The organism is Burkholderia stagnalis (genome assembly GCF_902830275.1).
GTDB lineage: Bacteria > Pseudomonadota > Gammaproteobacteria > Burkholderiales > Burkholderiaceae > Burkholderia > Burkholderia stagnalis.
The window spans coordinates 723,708-745,928 of sequence record NZ_CADESW010000001.1 but is presented as its reverse complement, the minus strand read 5'-3'; the positions used below and the strand labels follow the sequence as shown (position 1 = coordinate 745,928).

General features: G+C 67.5%; 18 protein-coding genes. 8 read left to right on the top strand and 10 right to left on the bottom strand.

Going from position 1 to position 22,221, the window contains the following annotated elements; all coding sequences use genetic code 11:
* Positions 1-148 precede the first annotated feature (148 nt).
* The 5 genes from HWY45_RS03205 (at position 149) to HWY45_RS03185 (ending at position 8,910) form a co-directional block, all read left to right on the top strand.
* Positions 149-2,974, top strand: a complete 2,826-nt coding sequence (locus HWY45_RS03205; protein ID WP_059886430.1) for a type VI secretion system Vgr family protein — start codon at positions 149-151, stop codon at positions 2,972-2,974.
* 88 nt (positions 2,975-3,062) lie between these two features.
* Positions 3,063-3,509 (top strand): hypothetical protein, encoded by a 447-nt coding sequence (locus HWY45_RS03200; RefSeq protein ID WP_059886457.1) that lies wholly within the window; start codon positions 3,063-3,065, stop codon positions 3,507-3,509.
* Positions 3,510-3,595: 86 nt separating this feature from the next.
* The gene (locus HWY45_RS03195; protein ID WP_059886432.1) at positions 3,596-4,102 is read left to right on the top strand and encodes a DUF1795 domain-containing protein; all 507 of its coding nucleotides are present in this window, start codon (positions 3,596-3,598) and stop codon (positions 4,100-4,102) included.
* A gap of 15 nt (positions 4,103-4,117) precedes the next feature.
* Positions 4,118-8,317, top strand: a complete 4,200-nt coding sequence (locus HWY45_RS03190) for an RHS repeat-associated core domain-containing protein (protein WP_230946907.1) — start codon at positions 4,118-4,120, stop codon at positions 8,315-8,317.
* Positions 8,314-8,910, top strand: a complete 597-nt coding sequence (locus HWY45_RS03185) for a hypothetical protein (RefSeq protein ID WP_150999340.1) — start codon at positions 8,314-8,316, stop codon at positions 8,908-8,910. Before HWY45_RS03190 ends, HWY45_RS03185 begins: the two co-directional genes overlap by 4 nt.
* Before the next feature lie 641 nt (positions 8,911-9,551).
* On the opposite strand, the gene HWY45_RS03180 is transcribed toward HWY45_RS03185, so the two are convergent.
* The 3 genes from HWY45_RS03180 to HWY45_RS03170 all read right to left on the bottom strand — a co-directional run bounded on the left by HWY45_RS03180 (position 9,552) and on the right by HWY45_RS03170 (position 13,456).
* Positions 9,552-10,205, bottom strand: a complete 654-nt coding sequence (locus HWY45_RS03180; RefSeq protein WP_059886433.1) for a hypothetical protein — start codon at positions 10,203-10,205, stop codon at positions 9,552-9,554.
* A gap of 466 nt (positions 10,206-10,671) precedes the next feature.
* Positions 10,672-11,955 carry an isoprenylcysteine carboxylmethyltransferase family protein gene (locus tag HWY45_RS03175; protein WP_059886435.1) on the bottom strand — a complete coding sequence of 428 codons (1,284 nt, stop codon included), beginning with the start codon at positions 11,953-11,955 and terminating at the stop codon, positions 10,672-10,674.
* A gap of 103 nt (positions 11,956-12,058) precedes the next feature.
* Positions 12,059-13,456 (bottom strand): collagen-like triple helix repeat-containing protein, encoded by a 1,398-nt coding sequence (locus HWY45_RS03170; RefSeq protein ID WP_060328721.1) that lies wholly within the window; start codon positions 13,454-13,456, stop codon positions 12,059-12,061.
* Here HWY45_RS03170 and HWY45_RS36705 point away from each other — a divergent pair.
* Both HWY45_RS36705 and HWY45_RS03165 read left to right on the top strand, forming a co-directional pair.
* Positions 13,338-14,018, top strand: a complete 681-nt coding sequence (locus HWY45_RS36705; protein WP_244110938.1) for a hypothetical protein — start codon at positions 13,338-13,340, stop codon at positions 14,016-14,018. The genes HWY45_RS03170 and HWY45_RS36705 overlap by 119 nt on opposite strands.
* Before the next feature lie 379 nt (positions 14,019-14,397).
* The gene (locus HWY45_RS03165; protein ID WP_059886436.1) at positions 14,398-14,796 is read left to right on the top strand and encodes a carboxymuconolactone decarboxylase family protein; all 399 of its coding nucleotides are present in this window, start codon (positions 14,398-14,400) and stop codon (positions 14,794-14,796) included.
* A gap of 42 nt (positions 14,797-14,838) precedes the next feature.
* Here the strand turns inward: HWY45_RS03165 and HWY45_RS03160 are convergent, their stop codons facing one another.
* From HWY45_RS03160 to HWY45_RS03150, 3 genes are read right to left on the bottom strand one after another with little or no spacing between them, the layout of a single operon-like run.
* Positions 14,839-15,825 carry an alpha/beta fold hydrolase gene (locus HWY45_RS03160; protein WP_059886437.1) on the bottom strand — a complete coding sequence of 329 codons (987 nt, stop codon included), beginning with the start codon at positions 15,823-15,825 and terminating at the stop codon, positions 14,839-14,841.
* 7 nt (positions 15,826-15,832) lie between these two features.
* A complete protein-coding gene (locus tag HWY45_RS03155) occupies positions 15,833-17,434 on the bottom strand; it encodes a flavin-containing monooxygenase (RefSeq protein ID WP_059886439.1) in 1,602 nt (533 codons plus the stop codon).
* Positions 17,431-18,327, bottom strand: coding sequence for an SDR family NAD(P)-dependent oxidoreductase (locus HWY45_RS03150; protein ID WP_059803635.1), 897 nt, complete (start codon positions 18,325-18,327; stop codon positions 17,431-17,433). The genes HWY45_RS03155 and HWY45_RS03150 overlap by 4 nt, the downstream gene beginning before the upstream one ends.
* A gap of 89 nt (positions 18,328-18,416) precedes the next feature.
* Here HWY45_RS03150 and HWY45_RS03145 point away from each other — a divergent pair, with 89 nt between their 5' ends.
* Complete coding sequence (locus HWY45_RS03145; RefSeq protein WP_059803636.1) at positions 18,417-19,073, top strand: TetR/AcrR family transcriptional regulator; 657 nt, start codon at positions 18,417-18,419, stop codon at positions 19,071-19,073.
* A gap of 13 nt (positions 19,074-19,086) precedes the next feature.
* On the opposite strand, the gene HWY45_RS03140 is transcribed toward HWY45_RS03145, so the two are convergent.
* Genes HWY45_RS03140 through HWY45_RS03125 form a run of 4 tightly spaced genes read right to left on the bottom strand, consistent with a single transcriptional unit; the run spans position 19,087 to position 22,190 of the window.
* On the bottom strand, positions 19,087-19,983 hold the full coding sequence (locus tag HWY45_RS03140; protein WP_059886461.1) for a LysR substrate-binding domain-containing protein: 897 nt from the start codon (positions 19,981-19,983) through the stop codon (positions 19,087-19,089).
* A 23-nt stretch (positions 19,984-20,006) separates the two neighbouring features.
* Positions 20,007-20,732, bottom strand: coding sequence for an amino acid ABC transporter ATP-binding protein (locus tag HWY45_RS03135; RefSeq protein ID WP_059963574.1), 726 nt, complete (start codon positions 20,730-20,732; stop codon positions 20,007-20,009).
* A 40-nt stretch (positions 20,733-20,772) separates the two neighbouring features.
* Entirely contained in the window at positions 20,773-21,429 is a 657-nt protein-coding gene (locus HWY45_RS03130; protein ID WP_059884481.1) for an amino acid ABC transporter permease, read from the bottom strand.
* On the bottom strand, positions 21,426-22,190 hold the full coding sequence (locus tag HWY45_RS03125; RefSeq protein ID WP_059884480.1) for an amino acid ABC transporter permease: 765 nt from the start codon (positions 22,188-22,190) through the stop codon (positions 21,426-21,428). Before HWY45_RS03125 ends, HWY45_RS03130 begins: the two co-directional genes overlap by 4 nt.
* Between the last annotated feature and the right edge of the window lie 31 nt (positions 22,191-22,221).

Below are 22,221 nucleotides of genomic sequence, written 5' to 3'. Positions count from 1 at the left end.
TAAACGAGCGTTACATACTCCGAAATGCTTATGAATTTTCCTCCAATTTGTTATATTTGGCGACGCGCGAGGAACTGAGAGACCCTCGCAGCCGGGCGCATTGCGAATTCGGCAATCGGCCCGCCCGAATAGAAGAAAGAGGTTAATCATGAGTTTCGTGGAAGACAGGGGCGCCAGCGGGCTGGCCGGTGGCGCCGTCCCCGCGACGGCGGGCGGCCTGGCGAGCCTGGGCTCGATCGCCGGCATGGCGGGGCAGCTCGGCGCACTGACCGGCATGCCGGGCGCGGGGCTGCTCGGCGGCGCGGCAAGCGCCGTCCAGCTCGCACAAACCGGCATGGCGATGCTCGGCAAGACCCCCGAATCGATCGCCGACGCACTCAACAGCGTGACGGGCGGGCGCCCGCAACTGACCCAGGACAACCGCTACGTCACGCTCGACACGCCGCTGGGCCAGGACGTGCTGCTCGTCAACGCCGCCGTGATCGACGAGCACGTCAACCAGTTGCCGGAGATTCACCTCGACCTGCTGTCTCACCGGAACAATATCGGGCCCGAGCAGATCGTCGGCCAGCGCGTGAAGATCGCGCTGGATCCGCAGGGCAAGACTTTCAGCCTGACGAAGATCGTGGCCGCGTCGGCCGAGACTGACGAGCGTCGCTATTTCGACGGCTACGTCGCGTCGTTCGGCCGGGTCGGCAATTCCGGCACGGTCACGCGCTACGAGATGTCGGTCGTGCCGTGGTTCTGGTTCCTCACGCGCTCGACGGACTGCCGGATCTTCCAGAACCTGGCGCCGCAGGACATCCTGCGCGAGATTTTCCAGGAGATGGGGTTCGCGGATTTCGAATTCGACATCCGCAGCGAGCGGCCGCCGCTCGAATACATCGTGATGTACGACGAGTCGTACTACCACTTCTGCACGCGATTGATGGAGCAGGAGGGGCTCGTCTGGACGTTCCGCTTCGAGAAGGACAGGCACGTGCTGGTGATCGGCGACAGCAATTCGCTGTTCCGGCCGATCCCGAATCTCGAGACGATCCCGTACTACGCGGACAGCGCCGCCAGCGAACTGAACGGCATCGACCGGTGGGACGAGGCGTTCAGCTTCCGGGTCGGCAAGATCACGTTCCGCGACTTCAACTACAACCAGCCGTCGTCGAGCCTGATGCATGTCGAGGTGCCGACCGTCAGCCTCAAGCACGACAACATTCAGGGCACCGAACGCTATCAGTACCACTCGCTGTACGACCACGGCGAGGACGGCGAACGCTATGCGCGTTACGCGATGGAAGCCGAAGAAGCGCAGGCGCGGCGCTTCAACGGTGCCGGGTATGCGCGCGGGATGACGACGAACGGCCGGTTCACGCTCGTCAATCACGCTTCGTCCAGCTACAACGACAAGGAATTCGTGATCCTGCGCGTGCGCCACCAGGCGGTGAACGATTACACGCGCCAGGGTGCCGAGCTGCCGTACCACAACACGTTCACGTGCCTGCCGTTCGACATTCCGTTCCGGCCGGAGCGGCGTACGCGCAAGCCGTCCATGCACGGCACGCAGTCGGCGATGGTGGTCGGGCCGAAGGGCGAGGAGATCCATACCGACGGCAGCCGCGTGAAGCTGCATTTCCCGTGGGATCGGCGCGGCAAGCGTGACGGTTCGGATTCGATGTGGGTGCGCGTGTCGCAGCCGTGGGCCGGCAAGGGCTGGGGCGGCGCGGCGATTCCGCGGATCGGGCAGGAAGTGATCGTCGCGTTCAACGAGGGCGATCCGGACAACCCGGTCGTGGTCGGGCGCGTGTTCAACGGTGATTCGGGCAACCCGTATCACGGCAGCGGCGGCCAGACGATGGGGATCAAGAGCCAGACGCACAAGGGCGCCGGCTCGAACGAGCTGCGCTTCTCGGATGCGAACGGCGCGCAAGAGTTCTTCATGCACGCGCAGAAGGACATGAACACGGTCGTCAAGGATAACGAATCGCATACGGTCGAGGGCGGTGCGCGGAAGGTGTCGGTGCTGAAGGGCGATGAAACGAAACACGTCGCGCAGGGCAGCCTGACCGAGACGATCGCGCTGACGCGCTCGTCGACCGCCAACGTGATCAACACCCAGGCGGTGGCGAACGCGGCCGGCCCCGGCACGCAAAGTCACGAAGCGAGCGACGGCATCGAGCACCGGGTCGGCGACAGCGTCGTGACGATGACGAAGGGCAGCATCAAGCTGACGCATGGCGCGTCCACCATCCTCATCGACGCGAGCGGCATCTATATCGACGGGCCGGTCATCCACCTGAACCAAGGGGGCGCGTCGGCGCCGCCGGGCGGGACCGGCGCGGCCGGCGGCGATGCGGCAGCGGCGGCCGGAGCCGCCGGTGCAGGCGCGGGTGCAGGCGCGGGTGCGGCAGGCGCCGCCGCCGCGCCGCAGCAGACCGGCCTGGGCGACGACGTCGACAAGCTCGCGGCGAAATCGCCGGGGCTGCAAGGCGACCTGAAGAAGCTCAAGGACGACGGCTGGAAGTTCAAGTACGGTGCGCCCGGCGGCGGCTCGTTCGCGAATCGCGGGGAGCAGACCGTCACGCTGGACGGCAACCTCAAGGGCAACACGGCGGCAACGACCCAGGCGCTCGCGCACGAGGCCGGGCACGCGACCTATCCGTTCAAGCCCGACTATTCGTCGAAAGCCGCGTACGTCGATGGCACACTGGCGGACGAGGGCGCGGCGACGCTGAACAACATCAAGGCGCAACGCGAAATCCTCGCCAACGGCGGCCAGGACATCGGCATTGCCGGCAACAGCGCCAATCACGCGGCGTACAACAAGGCCTACGACCAGTTCCTGAAGGACGGCAACGCCGACGCGGCGAGACGTGCGATCGGCGCGCAATTCGGCAAGGGGGAAATCACGTCAACCACGAAACAACCCTATGCGGAGTATTACGGAGGCTGGTATGACAAGAATTTCCCGCCCAAGAAGTAACTTGCGACGGGTTCTGATGACGCTCGGCGTCGCGGCCTGGCTGGCCGGATGCGGCCAGGCCGATGGAAAAAACGTACAGGATTCACACATGACGCAACCGAAGATGACGCTGTGGCAAGCGATCGACGCGCTGGCACGGCAAGTCCCGTTCTCGAAGTCCGGGATCGAAAACACGCTGTCGACGCGCCTGAGCGAGACCGACGACGAAGGCAGCGACGTGTTCCAGTTCTTCAAGGGCACGCCCGTCAAGCTGACGGACGGCGTGGTCATCGAGAACGTGGACCTGCGCATCAAGCGCCAGGGCGCGCACCCCGGTTTCATGGTGCTGCGTCTCGGCGGCCCGTGTGTCGGACTGGATGCGGTGCGCGGGCACTACGGCGGGCTCGAGATCACCGACGTGCCGCGCGGGCGCTCGCTCGACGAGGCCACGACGCATTCTGCGCGCCTGCCGTGGGGGCAATTGTCGTTCAGTTTCACGGAGCGCAATCCAGGCTGTCTCGCGTCCGTGGCGTTCAAGCCCAAGCAGGGGGAGTAAGCCGGGCGAGGGCGTTTCCGTACCAATGATCCGATGCGCCTGCCGGCAACACCGATCCATTCCTCAAGATTCGTCCGATGACCCGCATGACCGATCCAGACAACCGCATCCGGATTCACGAAGGCAGCATCACGCTGCCCGCCGGCTTCGAGGACCGCACCACCAACGTGTTCGTGCCGGCCGATCCGGCGAACCAGCCGAACCTGAGCGTCGCGCGCGACTGGCTGAAGGACGGCGAGACGCTCGCGCCGTATGTCGACCGGCAGCTCGCGCTGCTCAAGTCGCGCCTGCAGGGGCACAAGCTGATCGCACGGCAGGCCGAACGGCTCGGCCCGGACGACCGGGCGCTCGCCGGCGAACGCATCGACGCGAGCTACCGCAACGGCGCACGGCTCGTGTACCAGCGGCAGGCGGCTTTCATCGTGGCGCCCGGGCGCGTGCTGATCTTCACGGCCTCGGGCACGCGCACCTTCAACGACGAGATGGACGCGCTATGGCGCGGCTGGCTTGACGACTACCGGCCGGCGGACGAGACCGGCGAGACCGGCGAGACCGGCGAGACCGGCGAGACCGGCGAACCCAGGCCGGCCTGACGAGGGCAGCACATCATGTTCGAGGCCGCACGCGTTACCGATCCGATCGAGCATACGAGCGCGCTGACGGGGTTCCTGATCGGCGCCGTGATCGGCATTGCGCTGATCGCCGCCGTCGCGTTCGCGACCTTCACGTGCGGCTTCGGCGTCGCGCTGCTGGCGGGCCTCGCGGCCGGCGTCGGCGCCAGCGGGATCCTGTCCCTGGGGGAGGCGATCGGCAAGATGTTCACGTCGACGTCCGGCGCGATCGTGTCGGGCTCGCCGAACGTCTTCATCAACGGCCGGCCCGCCGCGTATGCGACGCTGAGCGGCGTCATGTGCGACAAGCACAATCCGGTGCCGCTCGTCGCGCAGGGCTCGACCAACGTCTTCATCAACGGGCGGCCCGCCGCGCGCAAGGATGACAAGATCACGTGCGGCGCGGCGATCGGCGACGGCTCGCACGACACGTTCGTTCACGGCGGCACGCAGACCTACCTGCCGGTGGACGACGAGGTGCCGCCGTGGCTGCGCACCGCGGTCGATTGGGCCTTCGCGCTGGCGGGGCTCGTCGGCGGGCTCGCGGGGCTCGTCAAGGCCGCGGGCGGACTGTCGCGCGCGGTGCTGCCGTGCGCCGCGAAGTTCATCGGCGGCTTCGTGCTCGGCGAAGTCGTCAGCCGCTACGTGGCCGGGCCCGCGATCAACCGCGCGATCGGCGGCCTGTTCGGCAACCCGGTCGACGTGACGACGGGGCGCAAGGTCCTGCTGGCCGACGCGGAAACCGATTACGTGATTCCGAGCCCGCTGCCGGTCCCGATCAAGCGCTTCTACTCGAGCCACCTCGACCAGGTCGGGACGCTCGGCCGCGGCTGGGTGCTGCCGTGGGACCTGCGGCTGCAGGCGCGCGACGGGCGGCTCTGGTACACGGACGCGCAAGGGCGCGAAAGCGGGTTTCCGCTGGTTCGCAGCGGGCAGTCGTCGTTCAGCGACAGCGAGCAGCGTTACCTCACCTGCACGCCCGATGGCCGTTATGTGCTGCACGACGTCGGCGAAACATACTGCGATTTCGGGCGGCTCGATCCCGATACGGACCGGATCGCATGGGTGCGCCGCATCGAGGATCAGGCCGGGCAGTGGATGCAGTTCGAGCGCGACAGTCAGGGGCGCGTGCGCGAGATCCTCACCTGCGGCGGCATTCAGGCGGTGCTCGACTACGAGGCCGTCCACGGGCGGCTCGGGACGATCACGCTCGTGCATGGCGACGAACGCCGTCTCGCGGTGGCCTATGGCTACGACGACCACGGGCAGATGGCGTCGGTGACAGACGCCAACGGCGCCGTCGTGCGGCGTTTCACGTATGCCGACGGCTTGATGACGAGCCACGCGAATGCGCTCGGCTTCGTGTCGAGCTACACGTGGGCGACGATCGGCGGGCAGCCGCGGGTCGTCGCGACCCAGACCAGCGAGGGCGAGCGCTGGACCTTCGAATACGACCTCGACGCGCGCGAGAGCCGGGTTCGCCATGCCGACGGACGCTCGGCGCGCTGGCGTTACGACGCGCGCTTCCAGATCGTCGAATGCACGGACCTGGATGGCGCGCAGTACCGGGTCGAATACGACGATGCCGGGATGCCGACCGCGTTCCTGCTGCCGGGCGAACGCAAGGTGACGCTGGAATATGACGAAGCGGGACGCATCGTCGCCGAGACCGATCCGCTCGGGCGCACGACGCGCACGCGGTATGACGGCAACAGCCTGCGGCCGGTGGAAGTCACCGCGCCGGACGGCGGCGTCTGGCAGGCGGAATACGATCGCCAGGGGCGTCTCGTGCTCGGCCGCGATCCGCTCGGCCGGACCAACCGGTACACGTATCCCGACGGACTGACGTCGCAGCCCGACGCGCATGTCGATGCGCGCGGCGGGCGGAAGGTGCTGGCGTGGAACCGGCTGGGCCAGTTGATTGCATATACGGATTGCTCGGGGAAGACGACGCGTTACGCATTCGATGCATTCGGATTGCCGGTCGAGACGGTCAACGCACTGGGGCAGCGCGTCGCGTATGCGATGCGCCCGACCGGCGAGCCGGTGCGTATCGCCTATCCCGACGGCAGCGAGGAATCCTTCGAATACGATGCGGCGGGGCTCCTCGTGCGGCAGGTCGGGCCGGGCGGACGCATCCGGCAGTGGCGTCGCAATGCGCGTGGCCAGTTGTGCGAAGCGATCGACCCGGCCGGGCGCAGGTTGCAGTATCGCTACGATGCGGAAGGGCGCCTGTTCGAGTTGCTGAACGAGCATGCCCGCTATGCGTTCGCTCATGACGCGGGCGGGCGACTCGCGTCCGAAACGCGGCCGGACGGCGTGACGCGGCGCTTCGCGTACGACGACGCGGGCGGGCTGCGGGAATTGACGATCGTCGGCGCGGCCGACCCGGCGAATCGTCGCGACGCAGGCCCGGTGCGGGTGATCCGCTTCGAGCGCGATCCGATGGGGAACCTGACGGCGCAGCACACGCCGACCGACGTGACCCGCTATGAGCGCGATGCGGGAGACCGGCTGCTGGCGGTCGAGCGGGCGCCGACGGACGCGGGTGCGGCGCTCGGCATCGGGCCGGATGTGGTCCGGTTCGAATACGACAAGGGCGGCCGGCTGATTGCCGAGCATGGCGTGAACGGCGCGGTCGGGTATGGGCTCGACGAGCTGGACAACGTGTCGACGCTGTCGCTGCCGCATGCGCAGACGCTGCAGATGCTGCGCTACGGTTCCGGGCACGTGCATCAGATTCGCTGCGGCGACCAGGTGGTCAGCGATTTCGAACGGGACGACCTGCATCGCGAGATCTCGCGGACGCAAGGGCGCCTGATGGAACGGTCGGGTTATGACTTGCTGGGGCGCAAGCTGTGGCAGGCGGCGGGCATGTCGCCGGAAACGACCGGGCGGATGCGCGGGCAGTTGTGGCGCAACTACGGCTACGACGCGGCCGGCGAACTGACGGAGATGCACGATAGCCTGCGGGGCAGCACGCAGTATGGCTACGATGCGGCGGGGCAACTGGTGCGTCAGTACCGCGCGGCGGACCGGCATCTCGAGGAATTTGCGTGGGACGCGGCCGGCAACCTGCTGGATGACCGGCAACGCCTCAGCCGCGGCTATGTGGAAGGCAACCGGCTGCGGATGTGGCAGGACTTGCGGTTCGCCTATGACGCGTTCGGCAACCTGGCGACGAAGCAGCAGGGGCCGAACCGGACGCAGCGCTTCAGCTACGACGGGCAGGACCGGTTGATCGCCGTCCGCACGGAAGATGCGCGTGGCGCGGTCGAGGCGCGGTTCGAGTACGACCCGCTCGGAAGGCGGACGGCGAAGAGCGAGACGTATTTCGATGTCCGGGGCGTCGAACTCCGCAAGGCGCGCAAGCGCTTCGTGTGGGAGGGGCTGCGGCTCGCGCAGGAGATTCGCGAGACGGGCGTCAGCAGCTATGCGTATAGCCCGAATGCGCCGTATTCGCCGGTTGCGCGCGTCGACGCGGTGATCGCGGATGCGGTGGCGGCGGTCGCGATCGAGCAGGCGAGGCATGCGGCGCGGATTTACCACTTCCATACGGATCTGGTGGGGGCGCCGCTGGAGGTGACGGACGAGGCGGGACAGGTTGCGTGGGCCGGGCGGTATGCGGCGTGGGGGAAGGTCGAGGCAGGCGATCGGGAACTGGTGGCGCCGCGCACCGAGCAGCCGCTGAGGTATGCGGGGCAGTATGCGGACGACAGTACCGGGCTGCATTACAACACGTTCCGGTTTTACGATCCGGACGTGGGGCGGTTCGTCAATCAGGATCCGATTGGGGTGCTGGGGGGCGAGAATCTTTACTCGTATGCGCCCAATTCAGTGCGGTGGTCCGATCCGGTCGGGTGGTTTTGCGGTGCATCCCAAAAACACCATCCTATTCCCAAGTTCCTGGGTGGTAACGAAAAGCAAAACCTCATCGCTCTCGCGAAAGATCCGCACGTCGACTTTCATGGAGCCTTGAACAAGCGTCTTATGGATTTGTTCGGGATGCGAGGCGGAGGTCGAGGAGGGGGAGCCGCAGATTGGGCGGTTGAAATGGCCAACACGCCGGGAATGCAAAAGGAAGCATTGGATGCGGTGCTTGATGCGGCTCGTTCGGTTGATGCCACGCATGGTACGAATTTGACGAGTGCGGTGTGGGAAAATATTGTTAACGGAAATTTCAAGGTTTACCCATGAGGAAGCGAGAGTTATATCACCTTTATTATTCTGGAATGGATCGATATGATTTCGATCAGGACTGGCTGAATCGCAATGCTGAAATTTTTTGCGGGAGTTGTCGTAGGTTAAAGATATTTGATCGTGAGATTGATGTCAGGCTGGATCGAAAAATATCGGGTAAGCCCGACATGCTGTTTGCCGGCTACTTGCCGGTTCCGGGTATTGCGTCAGATCGGCTTATAGGTTTGCTTGGGAGCGAGGGGCGTCGCTTTTTGAATGTGGGAAGGGTGATTTCCGTTGAGGGTGGGGTGGAGTTCGAGCAGCCCTATAAGTCGTTTTCAGGAAAGTATGGATATGTAACGTTGAGAGGGAAAAAGCCAAGTATTTTCAAAGGTGTTCCTTTCCCTGAAAATGAGCGGCTTGTTGTTTGCAATGAATGTGGTTTTGAGTCAAGGCGTGAGAGGGCGCCATGGTTTTTGCTGGAATCGGAATGCCCCGATGCGCCAATTTCTTGTACCGGCTTGGGGATTTTGATCGACGAGGATATCTATAAGGAAGTTGAAGGGGTGAAGCTGAAGGATGTTCTGGTCCAGAGTGTGGAGATACTGTGAGGAAAATCCGGTATTTGATCATGCTGATGGCCAAATTGAAGATTTTTCCGGTGGGTTCGAATTGATGTGCCGTGACAGGCGAGCCGGGATGGCGGCCTTGCATTTCATTCTTCTCCCGGGATTGTGACAACGCCGTTGGCGTGACACATCAACGACCATCCGCCCGTACGTCCCGTTTCGATCCCGATTGCATTTCTCCCTCCGGCAAGGCCGGCCAGCATGTGTTCATATAGGCGATTTCAATCGCACGCTGGCGTTGTCCTGGCTGTCCTCCATGTCGCCGCGGCGAAATCTTCCACTGTTCACCCGCTTCCCGGCAGTAGGCGGCGCGTATGCAGTGCACCGTGTCAGGCTGGATCGAAAAGTATCGGGTAAGCCTGACATGCTGTTTGCCGGCTACTTGCCGGTTCGGTAATGCATCAGATCGGCTTATGGGTTTGCTTGGGAGCGAGGGGCGTCACTTTTTGAATGTGGGAAGGGTGATTTCCGTTGAGAGTGGAGTTAGAGCAGCCCTATAAGTGATTTTCAGGCAAATATGGATATAAGTTAAGTTTCGATAAACGGCGCCTGTCCGAAACTTTCCGCGTTTTTGCCGGCGGGGTGAAGTGATACGTGTGCGCCCAAAGCCGGTACACGCAGGGTCATATCGATTCACGCGCGTCATCCACGGGCCACGCCGGCCAGCGCTTGCGCGCGTGCGCATCCCGATCCTCGGCCGGCGCAGGCGCATCGCTCATCCCCGCCACGGCCGCGAAGTCCGCCACCGTCCACCCGGTGCCGAGCAACAGACGCCGCGTATGCAGCGCACCGTGCACGTCATCGGGCACGCACTCGCCCAGATACCGCAGCGCCCGCCCTTCGACATCGACGAACCCGTGCAGATAATCGTGCGCCAGCATCGTCCACAACCGCGCCGCGCCGTGCGATTGCCGCGCACCGCTGATCAGGCACAGGCCCGCGTCGAGCCCCCAGCGGTAGAGCGTGCTCGCGAGGCCGCGCCTTTGGTACGCGATACGAAACTTGGAATGCGGCGCGCGCAGGTAGCGATCCGCGCGGCGAGGGATTTCGGGCAGCCGGTTGAACACCGTGTACCCGGCGAGCTGCCGGGCCGCCGGATCCTCGACGTAAAGAAAGTATTCGCCGTCCGCCTCGCGGTGGCGGACGATCAGCCCGGACGCGCCGAGCGTGACGGCGGGCAGGCCGTACAGGCGGTGGCCCGGTTGATGGAGACGCGCGTGGAGCGTGTCGAGTTCATCGTCGATGGTGTGCTGGCAGTGCTGTACGTCGATACGCATGGCAAAGGAAGGCCGTGTCGGGCGAGTCGAATGAATGGGTCATGGCGAGGGGAAATGGAGAACGCGGCCCCGTGGCTCGACGCGCGAGCCGGGGCCGCCAATCAGCTGGGGATGTGCTGGAAACCGGCGGCGATCGCGGCGAGGCCCGCGATGCAGAGAGCGATCAGGATCAGGACTTTGTGTATCACGCCTCTTCCCTCATGAATGCGCGGCGCCGACGGGCGGCGTCGCGGAGACGGTGAACGGCGGGCCGAAGCCCGCGCGGCCGTCGTCGTGGACGACGGTCGGGTGTCCGTGGCGGGGCTGGCGTCAGGTGGCCCGGCGAGCCGCCGCGCTTGCGGACGGAACGCACCATACGCGGTTGCGGCCGAGTCGGCAATCCGATCGGGCGGGAAAGGCGTCAATTCGCTTCGTTTCGCGACAATAGGCCGCAAGTTTGGATAATTTAGAGATAACTGGCGACCCATCAGGCCGCCCGCGGCTGCCCGAACACCCGCCGCACCCGTGCGAACAACCCGTGCTCGGCGATCCACGCGGCATACGCGCGATAGTCCGGGTCGCGCATCAGGTGGCGCTCCTCGGTTTTCGCGCGCAGGTAGTAGATCAGGTTCACTGCGGCGAGCGCCGAGCAATGCGCGAGCGCGATCTGCCAGCCGAGCGGCTCGACGAACGGCACCGAGACCATCCAGTACGACAGGTTCTTCGTGATGTACGCCGGATGCTTCGTGAAGCGGTACGGGCCGGACGTGATGATCCCGCGGTTGGTCAGGTTCGAGAAGCGCAGGCCGAACGAGATCGTCGACAGCGCGTAGCACAGCAGCAGCGCGATGATCGTCGCGCCCCAGATTACGCGGATCACCGGCGCGGAGAGCAGCCAGTTGTCCCAGAACAGCGAGCCTTCGTAGCGGATGTAGTTGCTCGAGATCAGCGACCAGAACGGTTGATAGCAGATCAGCGCGGCGAGCCAGCCGAGCGTGGTCGGCTCGACGGTGCGCACGTGGCTGTCGAGGAGGCGGAACGTGCACAGGTAGCCGACGGTGCCGAACATCAGGTCCATCGTGAACGACAGGTCGTACATGAACACGAACAGCGCGAGCGACATCGGCGCGTGCATTGCGTTCGCGAGCGACGCGCTCAGGTGATCGGCGTCCTTCGACAGGTAGACCGTCATCAGCGGCAGGAAGAACGCCTTCACCATCCATCCGGCGAGCATCTCGCGCACCGGCTGCCAGCTCGCGGGCCGTTCGCCGCGGAACAGGAAACGCCCCCACAGCAGGTATGCGTCGTCGGTTTCGCGCTGATGGCGATCCATCCACGCGAAGTAGAACGGCGCGGCGGCGATCACGTACGGCGCGAGCGAGCGCAGCAGCGACCAGAACGGCTGGTAGAACGCGCCGTGATACTCGGGCAGCAGCCAGTACAGCATGCCGATGCCCGCGTAGACCGACGCGAGCGCGCCGAGCCGCACCGCGACGCGGGCGATGCCGAGCGGCCGCACGGCCTGTCGCGACAGCCCGGCGCTCGGGCGCAGGTAGACGCGCGAGATGAGGAGTTCGTGCAGCGCGATCGTGCCGATGATCGCGAGGCTCGCGATCACCGCGCGCGTGGCGCCGTCGAGCGCGGGCTGGTCGCGCGTGATCCACAGCGCGAACAGGCCGGCCGCGATGCCGAGCAGGCCGGCGCGGAACGGGGTGGCCGAGCGGGGCGGCCGGTCTTGGACGGCTGCGATGCCTTCGAGCGTCGAGTTCATGTGATCCTCGTATGGATGAGGCCGGCGTCGCCGTGGCGGCGGCGCCGGCGGGCGGCCGGGCGTGGAGTTGTTGTGTGCCCGGCCGCCTTGCGCTGCGGGTCGATTACTTCTTGACGGTGCCGCCGAGCAGGCCGCCGACCAGGTTCGTCACCGGCGCGAGCAGGTTGGCCGCCCCTGCCGTGCCGCCGCTCGAGCTGCCGGTCAGGCCGCTCGTGACGGTGCCGCCGCCGCTGCTGCCCGGCGTCGTCACCGTGCCGCCGGTCACGCCGCTCGGGCTGCCCGTGACGGCTGCGCCCGTGGTGCCGAGCGGCGACGTCAGCGCGCCGGCGAGCGTGCCGACCGGGCCGCTCGTCAATGCGCCGCCGAGGGTGCCCGTCGTGCTGCCGCCCGGTGTCGTGACCGTGCCGGTAAGGCTCGCGCCGAGCGGCGTCAGCGAATTGACGAGGTTCGTCACGGGCGTGAGCAGGCCGCCTGCGCCTGCACCGGTGCCGCTGGTGCCGCCCGTTGCGCCGCCGAGCGAGCCGAGCAGGTTCGTGACGGGGGCGAGCGGGCCGCTGCCGCTGCTGCTGGTGCCGCTCGTTCCGCCCGAGCCGCTGCTGCTGCCGATCGAACCGAGCGAACCGAGCAGGTTCGTGACGGGGGCGAGCGGGCCGCTGCCGCTGCTGCTGGTGCCGCTCGTTCCGCCCGAGCCGCTGCTGCTGCCGCCGATCGAACCGAGCGAGCCGAGCAGGTTCGTGACCGGTGCGAGCGGGCCGCCGCTGGTGCTGCCGCTGGTCCCGCTGGTGCCGCCGGAACCGCTGCTGGAACTGCCGGTCGTGCCGCCGAGCAGGCCGCCGACGCTCGTGACCGTGTTGCCGAGCTGCGTCACGACGCTGCCGAGATCGGCGCCGGCCGGATTGCCGGTTGCGCCGCCGATCTGCGAGCCGGCGGTGCCGAGGCCGTTGCCGACCGTGGTCAGCAGGTTGCCGACCGGCGTGCCGAGGCCGGTGGCCGAGCCGGCGTTCTGCGTCGTGCCGGGCGTCTGCACGCCGCCGGTCAGCGTGTTCGTGATCGGGTTGATCAGGCTGCCGGCCTGCGTCTCGAGCTGCTGGATCGGCGTGGTGTTCAGCGTCGTGTTCAGGCCGGACGCGGCGGTGTTGATCACGCTGCCGACCGTGTTCACGAGGCTACCGGCGGTCGTCGTCACCGGTGCGAGCGGCGACAGCGGGCCGCTGCCGAGGCTCGTCACCGCGTTGCCGAGGTTGTTGACGGCGGCCCCGGTGCCGCTCAGCAGGCCGGTGGTCGACGTGACCGTCGGGCCGAGCGGGTTGGCCGACACGCCGATCGAGCCGAGGCCGGCCGCGATGCCGTTGCCGAGCGACTGGACGCCGTTGCCGAGGCTCGTGACCGCATTGCCGACGCTGGTGGCCGCCGGGTTGCTGGATACGCCGCCGACTTGTGCGCCGCCGTTCGCGACCGTCGTGCCGAGCGACGTGACGAGGTTGCCGGTCTGCTGGAGGATGTTGCCGAGCGGGGTGGCGCCGGAGGTGCCCGAGGAAGTACCGGAAGACGTGCCCGACGAAGTGCCCGAGGAAGTACCGGAAGACGTACCGGACGAGGTACCTGAAGACGTACCGGACGAAGTACCCGAGGACGCGCCGGACGAAGTACCCGAAGACGTACCGGAGGACGTGCCCGACGAGGTACCCGAAGAAGTACCGGAGGACGTACCCGACGAGGTACCCGAAGAAGTACCGGAGGACGTGCCCGACGAGGTACCCGAAGAAGTACCGGAGGACGTGCCCGACGAGGTACCCGAAGACGTACCGGACGACCCCGACGACCCCGACGACCCCGAATTCCCCGAACTCCCCGAACTCCCCGAACTCCCCGAACTCCCCGAACTCCCCGAACTCCCCGAACTCCCCGAACTCCCCGACGACCCCGATGTGCCTGATGCCCCCGATGTCCCCGACGTCGTCGGCTTGAGCGTGCTCGGCGTGGACGGTCCGTCGACCGAACTGCAGCCGTACAGCGCGAGCAGTGACGTGATGGCGAGTGAGAGCGTCGTTTTTGTGAAGTAATTCTGCATATTGGCCTCGACAATTGATGTTTGTCCGGGCCAGAACTGCAATTTCCGCGCCACCCGCGCCGGCGCGGAGCGTCGCCATTTAGCGTTGCAGAATGTGCGACGTTCGCTGCGTTTTGTTCTGAGTAATTGTGTTTTTGCTCGACGACGGCACGATATACGGCGAGATGTTCCCGTCAGGCCCGTAACGCGCACGGAAAACGTTACGTAGCGCCGGCGCGCCGCCCCGTGCGCGCGTTCACAACCTTACTGGCGAGCATGCCGCGCCGGCCGGACCGAGTCCCGCGTCTTTGACGAATCGCCCGCGCGCCGCGAACATCACGTGAACGCGCGGGCCGGCCCCGTGGCGGCAATCGAACCGACAGGACAGGGACATGAGCGAACACGACAGGGAGCAGGGCAAGGCGCGCCGCATCGACGTGATGGGCGAGGCGTTCGTCGAACGGGCGATGCGCGATCTCGACGGATTCTCGCGGCCGCTGCAGGACTGGCTGAACGAGCACGCATGGGGCAGCACCTGGCAGCGCGGCGGGATCGACCTGAAGACGCGCAGCCTTTGCACGTGCGCGATGCTGGCCGCGCTCGGCCGCGGCAACGAACTGAAGGGCCATGTGCGCGGCGCGCTCAACAATGGCGCGAGCCTCGTCGAGATTCGCGAGGTGCTGCTGCACAGCGCGCTGTACGCGGGCGCGCCGGCGGCGGTCGAGGCGTTCCGCAACGCGCGCGAGGTGCTGGCGGAGCTCGGCCTGACGCTGCCCGACGACGAAGGCTGAGCGCGGCGGCGCCGTGGCCGGCCGCCGCGCCGGGGCGAGACGTCAGCGCCCGGCCTGTGCCGCCGGCGCATCCGCGGCAACCGGTTCCGCCGCCACTTCGGCCAGCCATTGCGCGGTCGGGCCCGGAATCGTCACCGGCAGCATGTGGCCGCCCTCGACCACCCGCAGCCGCACGCGCGGCGACTTCTGCGCAAGCGCCTCGCCGTGGCTGCGCCAGTTCAGGATGCGGTCGCCGCGGCCGTACAGCACGTCCACCGGCAGCGCGAGTTCCGCGTAGCGGCGCTCCAGCGCGGGCATGTCCTCGGGCACCGCGATCAGGTCCGACGCCGTTGCATAGAAACTGCTCGGCCGCAGCCCGAGCAGCCCGCCGCCCTTCACCGGGAAATCCTTCGGCACCGCCTCCGGCGCGAACACCGCGTCGACCGCCTTGCGGCCGGTGAGGATCGTCAGCGGAATCGCGAACGTCCACGACACGAAGCGGCGCACGAGCCGCGACGGAATCAGCAGCGGGCGGAACGGCGCCGGCGGCGCGGCTTCCTGGTGCGTGAGCGGCGCGATCAGCGCGAGGCGGCTCACGTGCTGCGGATGGTTGAGGCCGACCGCGAGCGAGATCGCGCCGCCGAGCGAGTGCCCGACGAGCACCGGCTTGTCGAGCTGCAGCGCGTCGATGAAGCCGGCGACCATGCGCGCCTGCGCGAAGATGTTCGCCTGCGAGCGCGCGCCGCGGATCGAATGCCCGGCGCCCGGCCGGTCGATCAGGATCACGCGATGCCGTTCCGCGAGCCGCTGCAGCGGCAGGTACGCGAAATTGCGCAACTGCCCCGCGAGACCGTGCACGAACACGATCGGCGGGCCGCTGCCGTACTCGACGTAATGGATGCGGTCGCCGTTGACGTCGACGAAGCGGCCTTCGGGCCGGAACGCGCGCGTCACGCGGCGCGCGATGTACCAGGTCAACACCGCGAGCGCCGCGCACACGGCCACGACGGCGATCAGCGCCTGCTGGATAAGATGGAGCGTAGGGCTCATGTCGGCCTCACCGGGTTTCGAATGCGGGTTGCGGGACGGGCGCGGCCGCCGCGCCGGGCTGCGCGCGGCGTTCGAAGCGCATCGCCGAATCGGCGAGCGCGCTGAACTTCAGCGACGCGAGGTCGAGCACGTAGTTCTGGTGGAACTTCCACGGCTTCTTCTCCCCCTGTTTCGGCAGGATGCCGGCCGCGCGCTGGATGTAGCCCGAGCTGAGGTTCACCGCCGGCACGTTGCCGAGATCGCCCGGCGCGAGGCGCGGCACGCAGGTGTCGTAGTCGTGCGCGCGCATGTGGTTGAGCAGGCGGCACACGTAGCGCGAGATCAGCTCGGCCTTCAGCGTCCAGGACGCGTTCGTGTAGCCGAACGACGACGCCAGGTTCGGCACGTCGCTGTACATCATTCCTTTATACGACACCGTTTCCGACAGGTCGACCGCGCGGCCGTCGACGGTGATCTGCGCGCCGCCGAGCATCTTCACCTTCAGCCCGGTCGCGGTGACGATCACGTCCGCCTCGAGCCGCTGGCCGCTTTTCAGCAGCAGGCCGGTGGGCGTGAAGCGCGCGATCTCGTCGGTGACGATCGACGCGCGGCCCGAGCGGATCGCCTTGAACAGGTCGCCGTTCGGCACGAGGCACAGGCGCTGGTCCCACGGCTGGTAGCGTGGCGTCAGGTGCTTCGCGACGTCGAAGCCGGGGCCGAGCTGCTTGCCGGCCGCGCGGATGATGAACTGCTTCGTCCGGTCGGGCTTGCGGCGCGAGACGTTGTACAGGTACATCGTCAGCAGCACGTTCTTCATGCGCACGAGCCGGTGTGCGAGCCGCGACGGCAGCACGCGGCGCAGCGCGTTCGCGATCTTGTCGCGCGCGGGCAGCGACACGATGTAGGTGGGCGAGCGCTGCAGCATCGTCACGTGCCGCGCTTCGCCGGCCATCGACGGCACCAGCGTCACCGCGGTCGCGCCGCTGCCGATCACGACCACGCGCCGGTCCGCATACGACAGGTCCTTCGGCCAGCGCTGCGGATGCACGAGATCGCCGGTGAACGCGTCCATGCCGGGCCAGTCGGGCAGGTAGCCCGCGTCGTAGTCGTAGTAGCCGCTGCACATGTACAGGAAGCGGCAGGTCAGCACCAGCGTCTCGGCCGTTTCGGCCGTCTCGCCGGCGGTGCGCTCGACGCGCACCGTCCAGCGTGCGCGGTTCGAATCCCAGTCCGCGCCGACCACCTTGTGGCCGTAGCGGATCGACCGGTCGATGCCGTACGCGCGCGCGGTGTCGCGGATGTAGTCGAGGATCGTCTGGCCGTCCGAGATTGCCTTGTCGCTGTGCCACGGCCGGAAGCTGTAGCCGAGCGTGAACATGTCGGAATCCGAACGGACGCCCGGATAGCGAAACAGGTCCCAGGTGCCGCCGATCGCGTCGCGGGCTTCGAGGATCGCGACGCTCGCGAACGGGCAGCGCTGCTGCAGGTGATAGGCCGCGCCGATGCCGGACAGGCCCGCGCCGACGATCAGCACGTCGAGGTCGGTCGCGTCGCGGTGCGCGCCGCCGGCGGGCGCGGGGCGGTCGAAGGCGGGCGGCGCGGCGCGCCGGTCGGTCGTCGTCGGGGTCATGCGAGGTCCTTGGTCGGCGTGGTCGGGAGTGCGCCGGGTGCGCGCTCGAGGTTGCGGGCGCGGGCGCGGCGCACGTGGCGCAGCATCAGCGTCTGGTAGGCGGCGCCCAGCAGGCGCGCGAGCCGGTCGAGGCGGCGCGCGTCGGCGCCCACCAGCACGCGGCGCGCGTTGCGCTCGACGCCGGCGAGGATCTGCCGCGCGGCGGCGTCGGCCGTCGTCGCGTTGATCAGGCGGTTCGCCTGGCGGCGGTGCGTGGCTTCATCCTGGCCGGTCAGCGCATGGATGCTGGTGTCGACGCGCGACGCGTCGACGATGTTCGTCGCGACGCCGCCCGGATGCACGCAGGTCGCGCTGACGGGCGCGCCGTCGAGTTCGAGCTCCATCCGCAGCGCCTCGGTGAAGCCGCGCACCGCGAACTTGGTCGCGTTGTACGCGCTTTGGGTGGGCATCGCGATCAGCCCGAACAGGCTCGACGTGTTGACCACGTGGCCGTCGCCGGACGCGCGCAGGTGCGGCAGGAACGCCTGCGTGCCGTGCACGACGCCCCAGAAGTTGATGCCGACGATCCACTCGAGATCCTCGATGCGCGCGGTCTCGGCGCTCGCCGCGAGCGACACGCCCGCGTTGTTGAAGATCAGGTTGACCTTGCCGTGCGACGCGCGCACGAACGCGGCCCATGCGAACACCGCGTCGCGGTCGGCGACGTCGAGCCGCTGCGAGCTCACGCGCACGCCGTAGCGTGTGCAGGCGGCCGCCGTGCCGGCGAGCCCGGCCTCGTTGACGTCGGCGAGCGCGACCTCGCAGCCGCGCTTCGCGAGCTCGACCGCGAGGCTGCGGCCCATGCCCGAGCCGGCGCCGGTGATCGCGGCGACCTTGCCGGAAAACCCCTTCATGCGTCGTTCCTCCTGTGTCCGCTGGCGCTGCGCGGCGGCGCGTCTAATTGTGGTGTTGGTCGTCACCACTTTAGTTTTCGGGTGTCCTGATGTCAAATAGCGGAATGGAGAAAGCACTCGAAACGGATAAACGGGGCCGGTCGTACGGCGGCGTGGCGCCCGAGGTACGCGCGGCGGAGCGGCGCGACGCGCTGATCCGCGCGGCGACGCGCGTGTTCGGCACGGTCGGTTTCCGGAAGGCGACCGTGCGGTCGATCTGCCAGGAAGCGAAGCTGAACGACCGCTATTTCTATGCGGCGTTCGACAGCACCGAGGATTTGCTGCGCCGCACCTACCTGCATCACGCGGAGCAGTTGCGCGACGCGGTCGCGCAGGCGGTCGCCGCGCGCGGCGGCGAGCTCGGCGCGCGCATCGACGCGGGGCTCGCGGCGTTCTTCGGGTTCCTGCGCGACCGCCATGCGGCGCGCGTGCTGCTGCTCGAGGTGATGGGCGTGAGCCTGGACACCGACGCGACCTACCAGCGCGTGCTCGTCGACTTCGGCAAGCTGATCATGGCGATCGGCGCGCCGGGCGAGGCGGCCACGGCCGCGGCGCGCGCCGAGCAGCGGCTGATCGGAATCGCGCTGGTCGGCGCGATGACGAACGTCGGCGCGGCGTGGCTGCTGACCGACTATCGCGATCCGGAGGCGCAGGTGATCGCGAGCTGCCGGAAGGTGTTGATGGGGACGTTGAGGGAGGCGGGGTAGCGGCGCGCCCGCCTCAACGCGCCGCATTGCCCATCGAGCGCTCGCGTTCGTCCGTGATCCACGCGCCGAACAGCAGGAGCTTCTGGTGCTGCTCGACGCCGGCCGGATAGACGAAGTAGTAGCCCATCCCGGTCGGCATCGACACGTCGAACGGCATCACGAGCCGGTTCGATGCGACGTTCTCGTCGACGAGCGTCCGGTCGCCGATCGCGATGCCGTAGCCGTCGATCGCCGCGTGCGTCGCGAGGTCGAGCGTGTCGAAGCTCAGCCCGCGCGTCGCGTCGACGTGCGGCGCGCCGGCGTGTTCGAGCCACCGTTTCCAGTCCCGATGATCGCGGGTCGGATGCAGCAGCGTCTGGCCGGCGAGGTCGTCGAGGCCCGCGAGCGGCTGCCGCGCCAGCAGGCCCGGCGCGCACACGGGCGTGAGCTGCTCGTCGAACAGCGGGATCGCATGCGTGTCGGGGCCGGCGCCGGCCGCGTAGATCACCGCGGCGTCGAACGGCTCCATGCGGAAATCGACGTGATGCTCCCACGTCGTCGTGATCTGCACCTGGAGTTCGGGATGCTCGGCCTGGAACCGCATGATCCGCGGCAGCATCCACTGCATCACGCACGTCGGCACCTTCAGCGCGAGTTCGGTGCGCCGGCGCGACAGGCGCATCGACACTTCCTCGATGCGCGCGAAGCTCTCGCGCACGGTCGGCAGCAGCAGTTCGCCTTCCGCCGTCAGCGTCAGGCCCTTCGGCGTGCGCTTGAACAGCGGAAACTGATAGAACCCCTCGAGCGCGAGGATCTGCCGGCTCACGGCGCCCTGCGTCAGGCACAGCACCTCGGCGGCGCGCGTGAAGCTGCCGTGTCGGGCGACGATGTCGAAGATCTGCAGCGCGTTGAGGGAAGGCAGGCGTCTCATCATGGTGGGTCCGGCGCGCCCGCTCAGTGCAGGATCTTCGCGAGGAAGTCTTTCGCGCGATCCGACTTCGGGTTCGCGAAGAACGCTTCCTTGCGGTCGTCCTCGACGATCGCGCCCTTGTCCATGAAGATCACGCGATGCGCGACCTTCTTCGCGAAGCCCATCTCGTGCGTAACGACCATCATCGTCATCCCTTCCTGCGCGAGTTCGACCATCACGTCGAGCACTTCGTTGATCATCTCCGGATCGAGCGCCGAGGTCGGCTCGTCGAACAGCATCGCGATCGGATCCATCGACAGCGCGCGCGCGATCGCGACCCGCTGCTGCTGGCCGCCCGACAACTGGCCCGGATACTTGTGCGCGTGCGCCTTCAGGCCGACGCGATCGAGCAGCTTCAGCCCCTTCTCGTTCGCCTCGTCCTTGCCGCGGCCGAGCACCTTGATCTGCGCGAGCGTCAGGTTCTCGGTGATCGACAGGTGCGGGAACAGCTCGAAGTGCTGGAACACCATGCCGACCTTCGAACGCAGCTTCGACAGGTTCGTCTTCCTGTCGCCCACCGACTGGCCGTTGACGAGGATCTCGCCCTGCTGGAACGGCTCGAGGCCGTTCACGGTCTTGATCAGCGTCGACTTGCCCGAGCCCGACGGCCCGCACACCACCACCACCTCGCCCTTCTTCACCTCGGTCGTGCAATCGGCGAGGACCTGGAACGGGCCATACCACTTCGAAACGTTGCTGATGGAAATCATGTCTGAACCTGCATCGTAATGAGGCGCACGCGGCGCCGGGTCAGCGCGGCCGCGCGACGCGATAGCGGCGTTCGAGCATGCGCGCATACCAGGTCAGCGGGAAGCACATCGCGAAGTAGAGCAGCGCGACCATCGCGTAGATCGGAAACGGCTTGAACACCGCATTGGTGATGATGTTGCCGGTCTTGGTCAGCTCGGTGAGCCCGATGATCGACGTGAGCGCGGTGCTTTTCACGGCCTGCACGAGAAAACCGACGGTCGGCGGCAGCGCGATCTTCCATGCCTGCGGCCAGATCACGTAGCGCAGCTGCTGCGTCCACGTCATGCCGAGGCTCGCCGCCGCGCTCCACTGGCCGCGCGGCACCGCGTCGACGCAGCCGCGCCAGATATCGGCGAGATACGCGCTCGCATGCAGCGTCAGCGTGACCGACGCGGCGACCCACGGGGTCACGTCGATGCCGACGAGCGGCAGCCCGAAGAAGCCGAGGAACAGCTGCATCAGCAGCGGCGTGCCCTGGAACAGCTCGACATACAGGTTCACGAAGCGGCGCAGCGCCGGCGCCGGCGACACGCGCATCGCGAGCAGCGCGAACCCGGCGAGGCTGCCGCCCACGAATGTGACCAGCGACAGCAGCACGGTCCAGCGCGCGGCGAGCAGCAGGTTCCATGCGATATCCCAGGTGGTGAATTCGATCATCGGGCACGCTCCGTCGGCAGCGCGGTTTCGGGGGCGCGGGCGCGCCACGTGAAGCGGGCGAGGCGCGTGCGCGGCGGCGCGGCGGCCGCGCCGTGCGGCGTGCGGCCCGCGAACAGCCGGCGGCCGGCGCGATTGAGCAGCACGCGCAATGCGATCGACAGCAGCAGGTAGATCACCGTCACGACGATGTAGATCTCGAACGCGCGGAAATTGCGCGACTGGATGAAGTTCGCCGCGTAGGTCAGGTCGGGCACCGAGATCTGCGAGACGACGGCCGAGCCGAGCATCACGATCAGCACCTGCCCGAGCAGCGCGGGGTAGACGTTCGCGAGCGCCTGCGGCAGCACGACGTGGCCGAACACCTGCCGCCCGTGCAGCCCGAGCGCCATCGCGGCCTGGGTCTGGCCGCGCGGCACCGATTCGATGCCCGCGCGCAGGATCTCCACCGCGTATGCACCGAGGTTGACCGTCATCGCCAGCACGGCCGCCTGTCCTTCGTCGATGTGCACGCCGATGCCGGGCAGGCCGAAGAAGATGAAGAACAGCTGCACCAGGAACGGCGTATTGCGGATCAGCTCGACGTAGGCCGCGACGAGCGCGCGCGCCCACCGCGGGCCGGCGAGCGCGGCCCATGCGCCGGCCGTGCCGACCAGCGCGCCGAGCACGGTGGAGGCCGCGGTGAGGCCGAGCGTCACGCCGATTCCGCGCGCGAGCATGCCCGCATACAGGCCGAAATCGCTGAAATCGAACACGTAACTCATCGCAGTGCCTCTCGTCGGGCGTGCGGGGCGG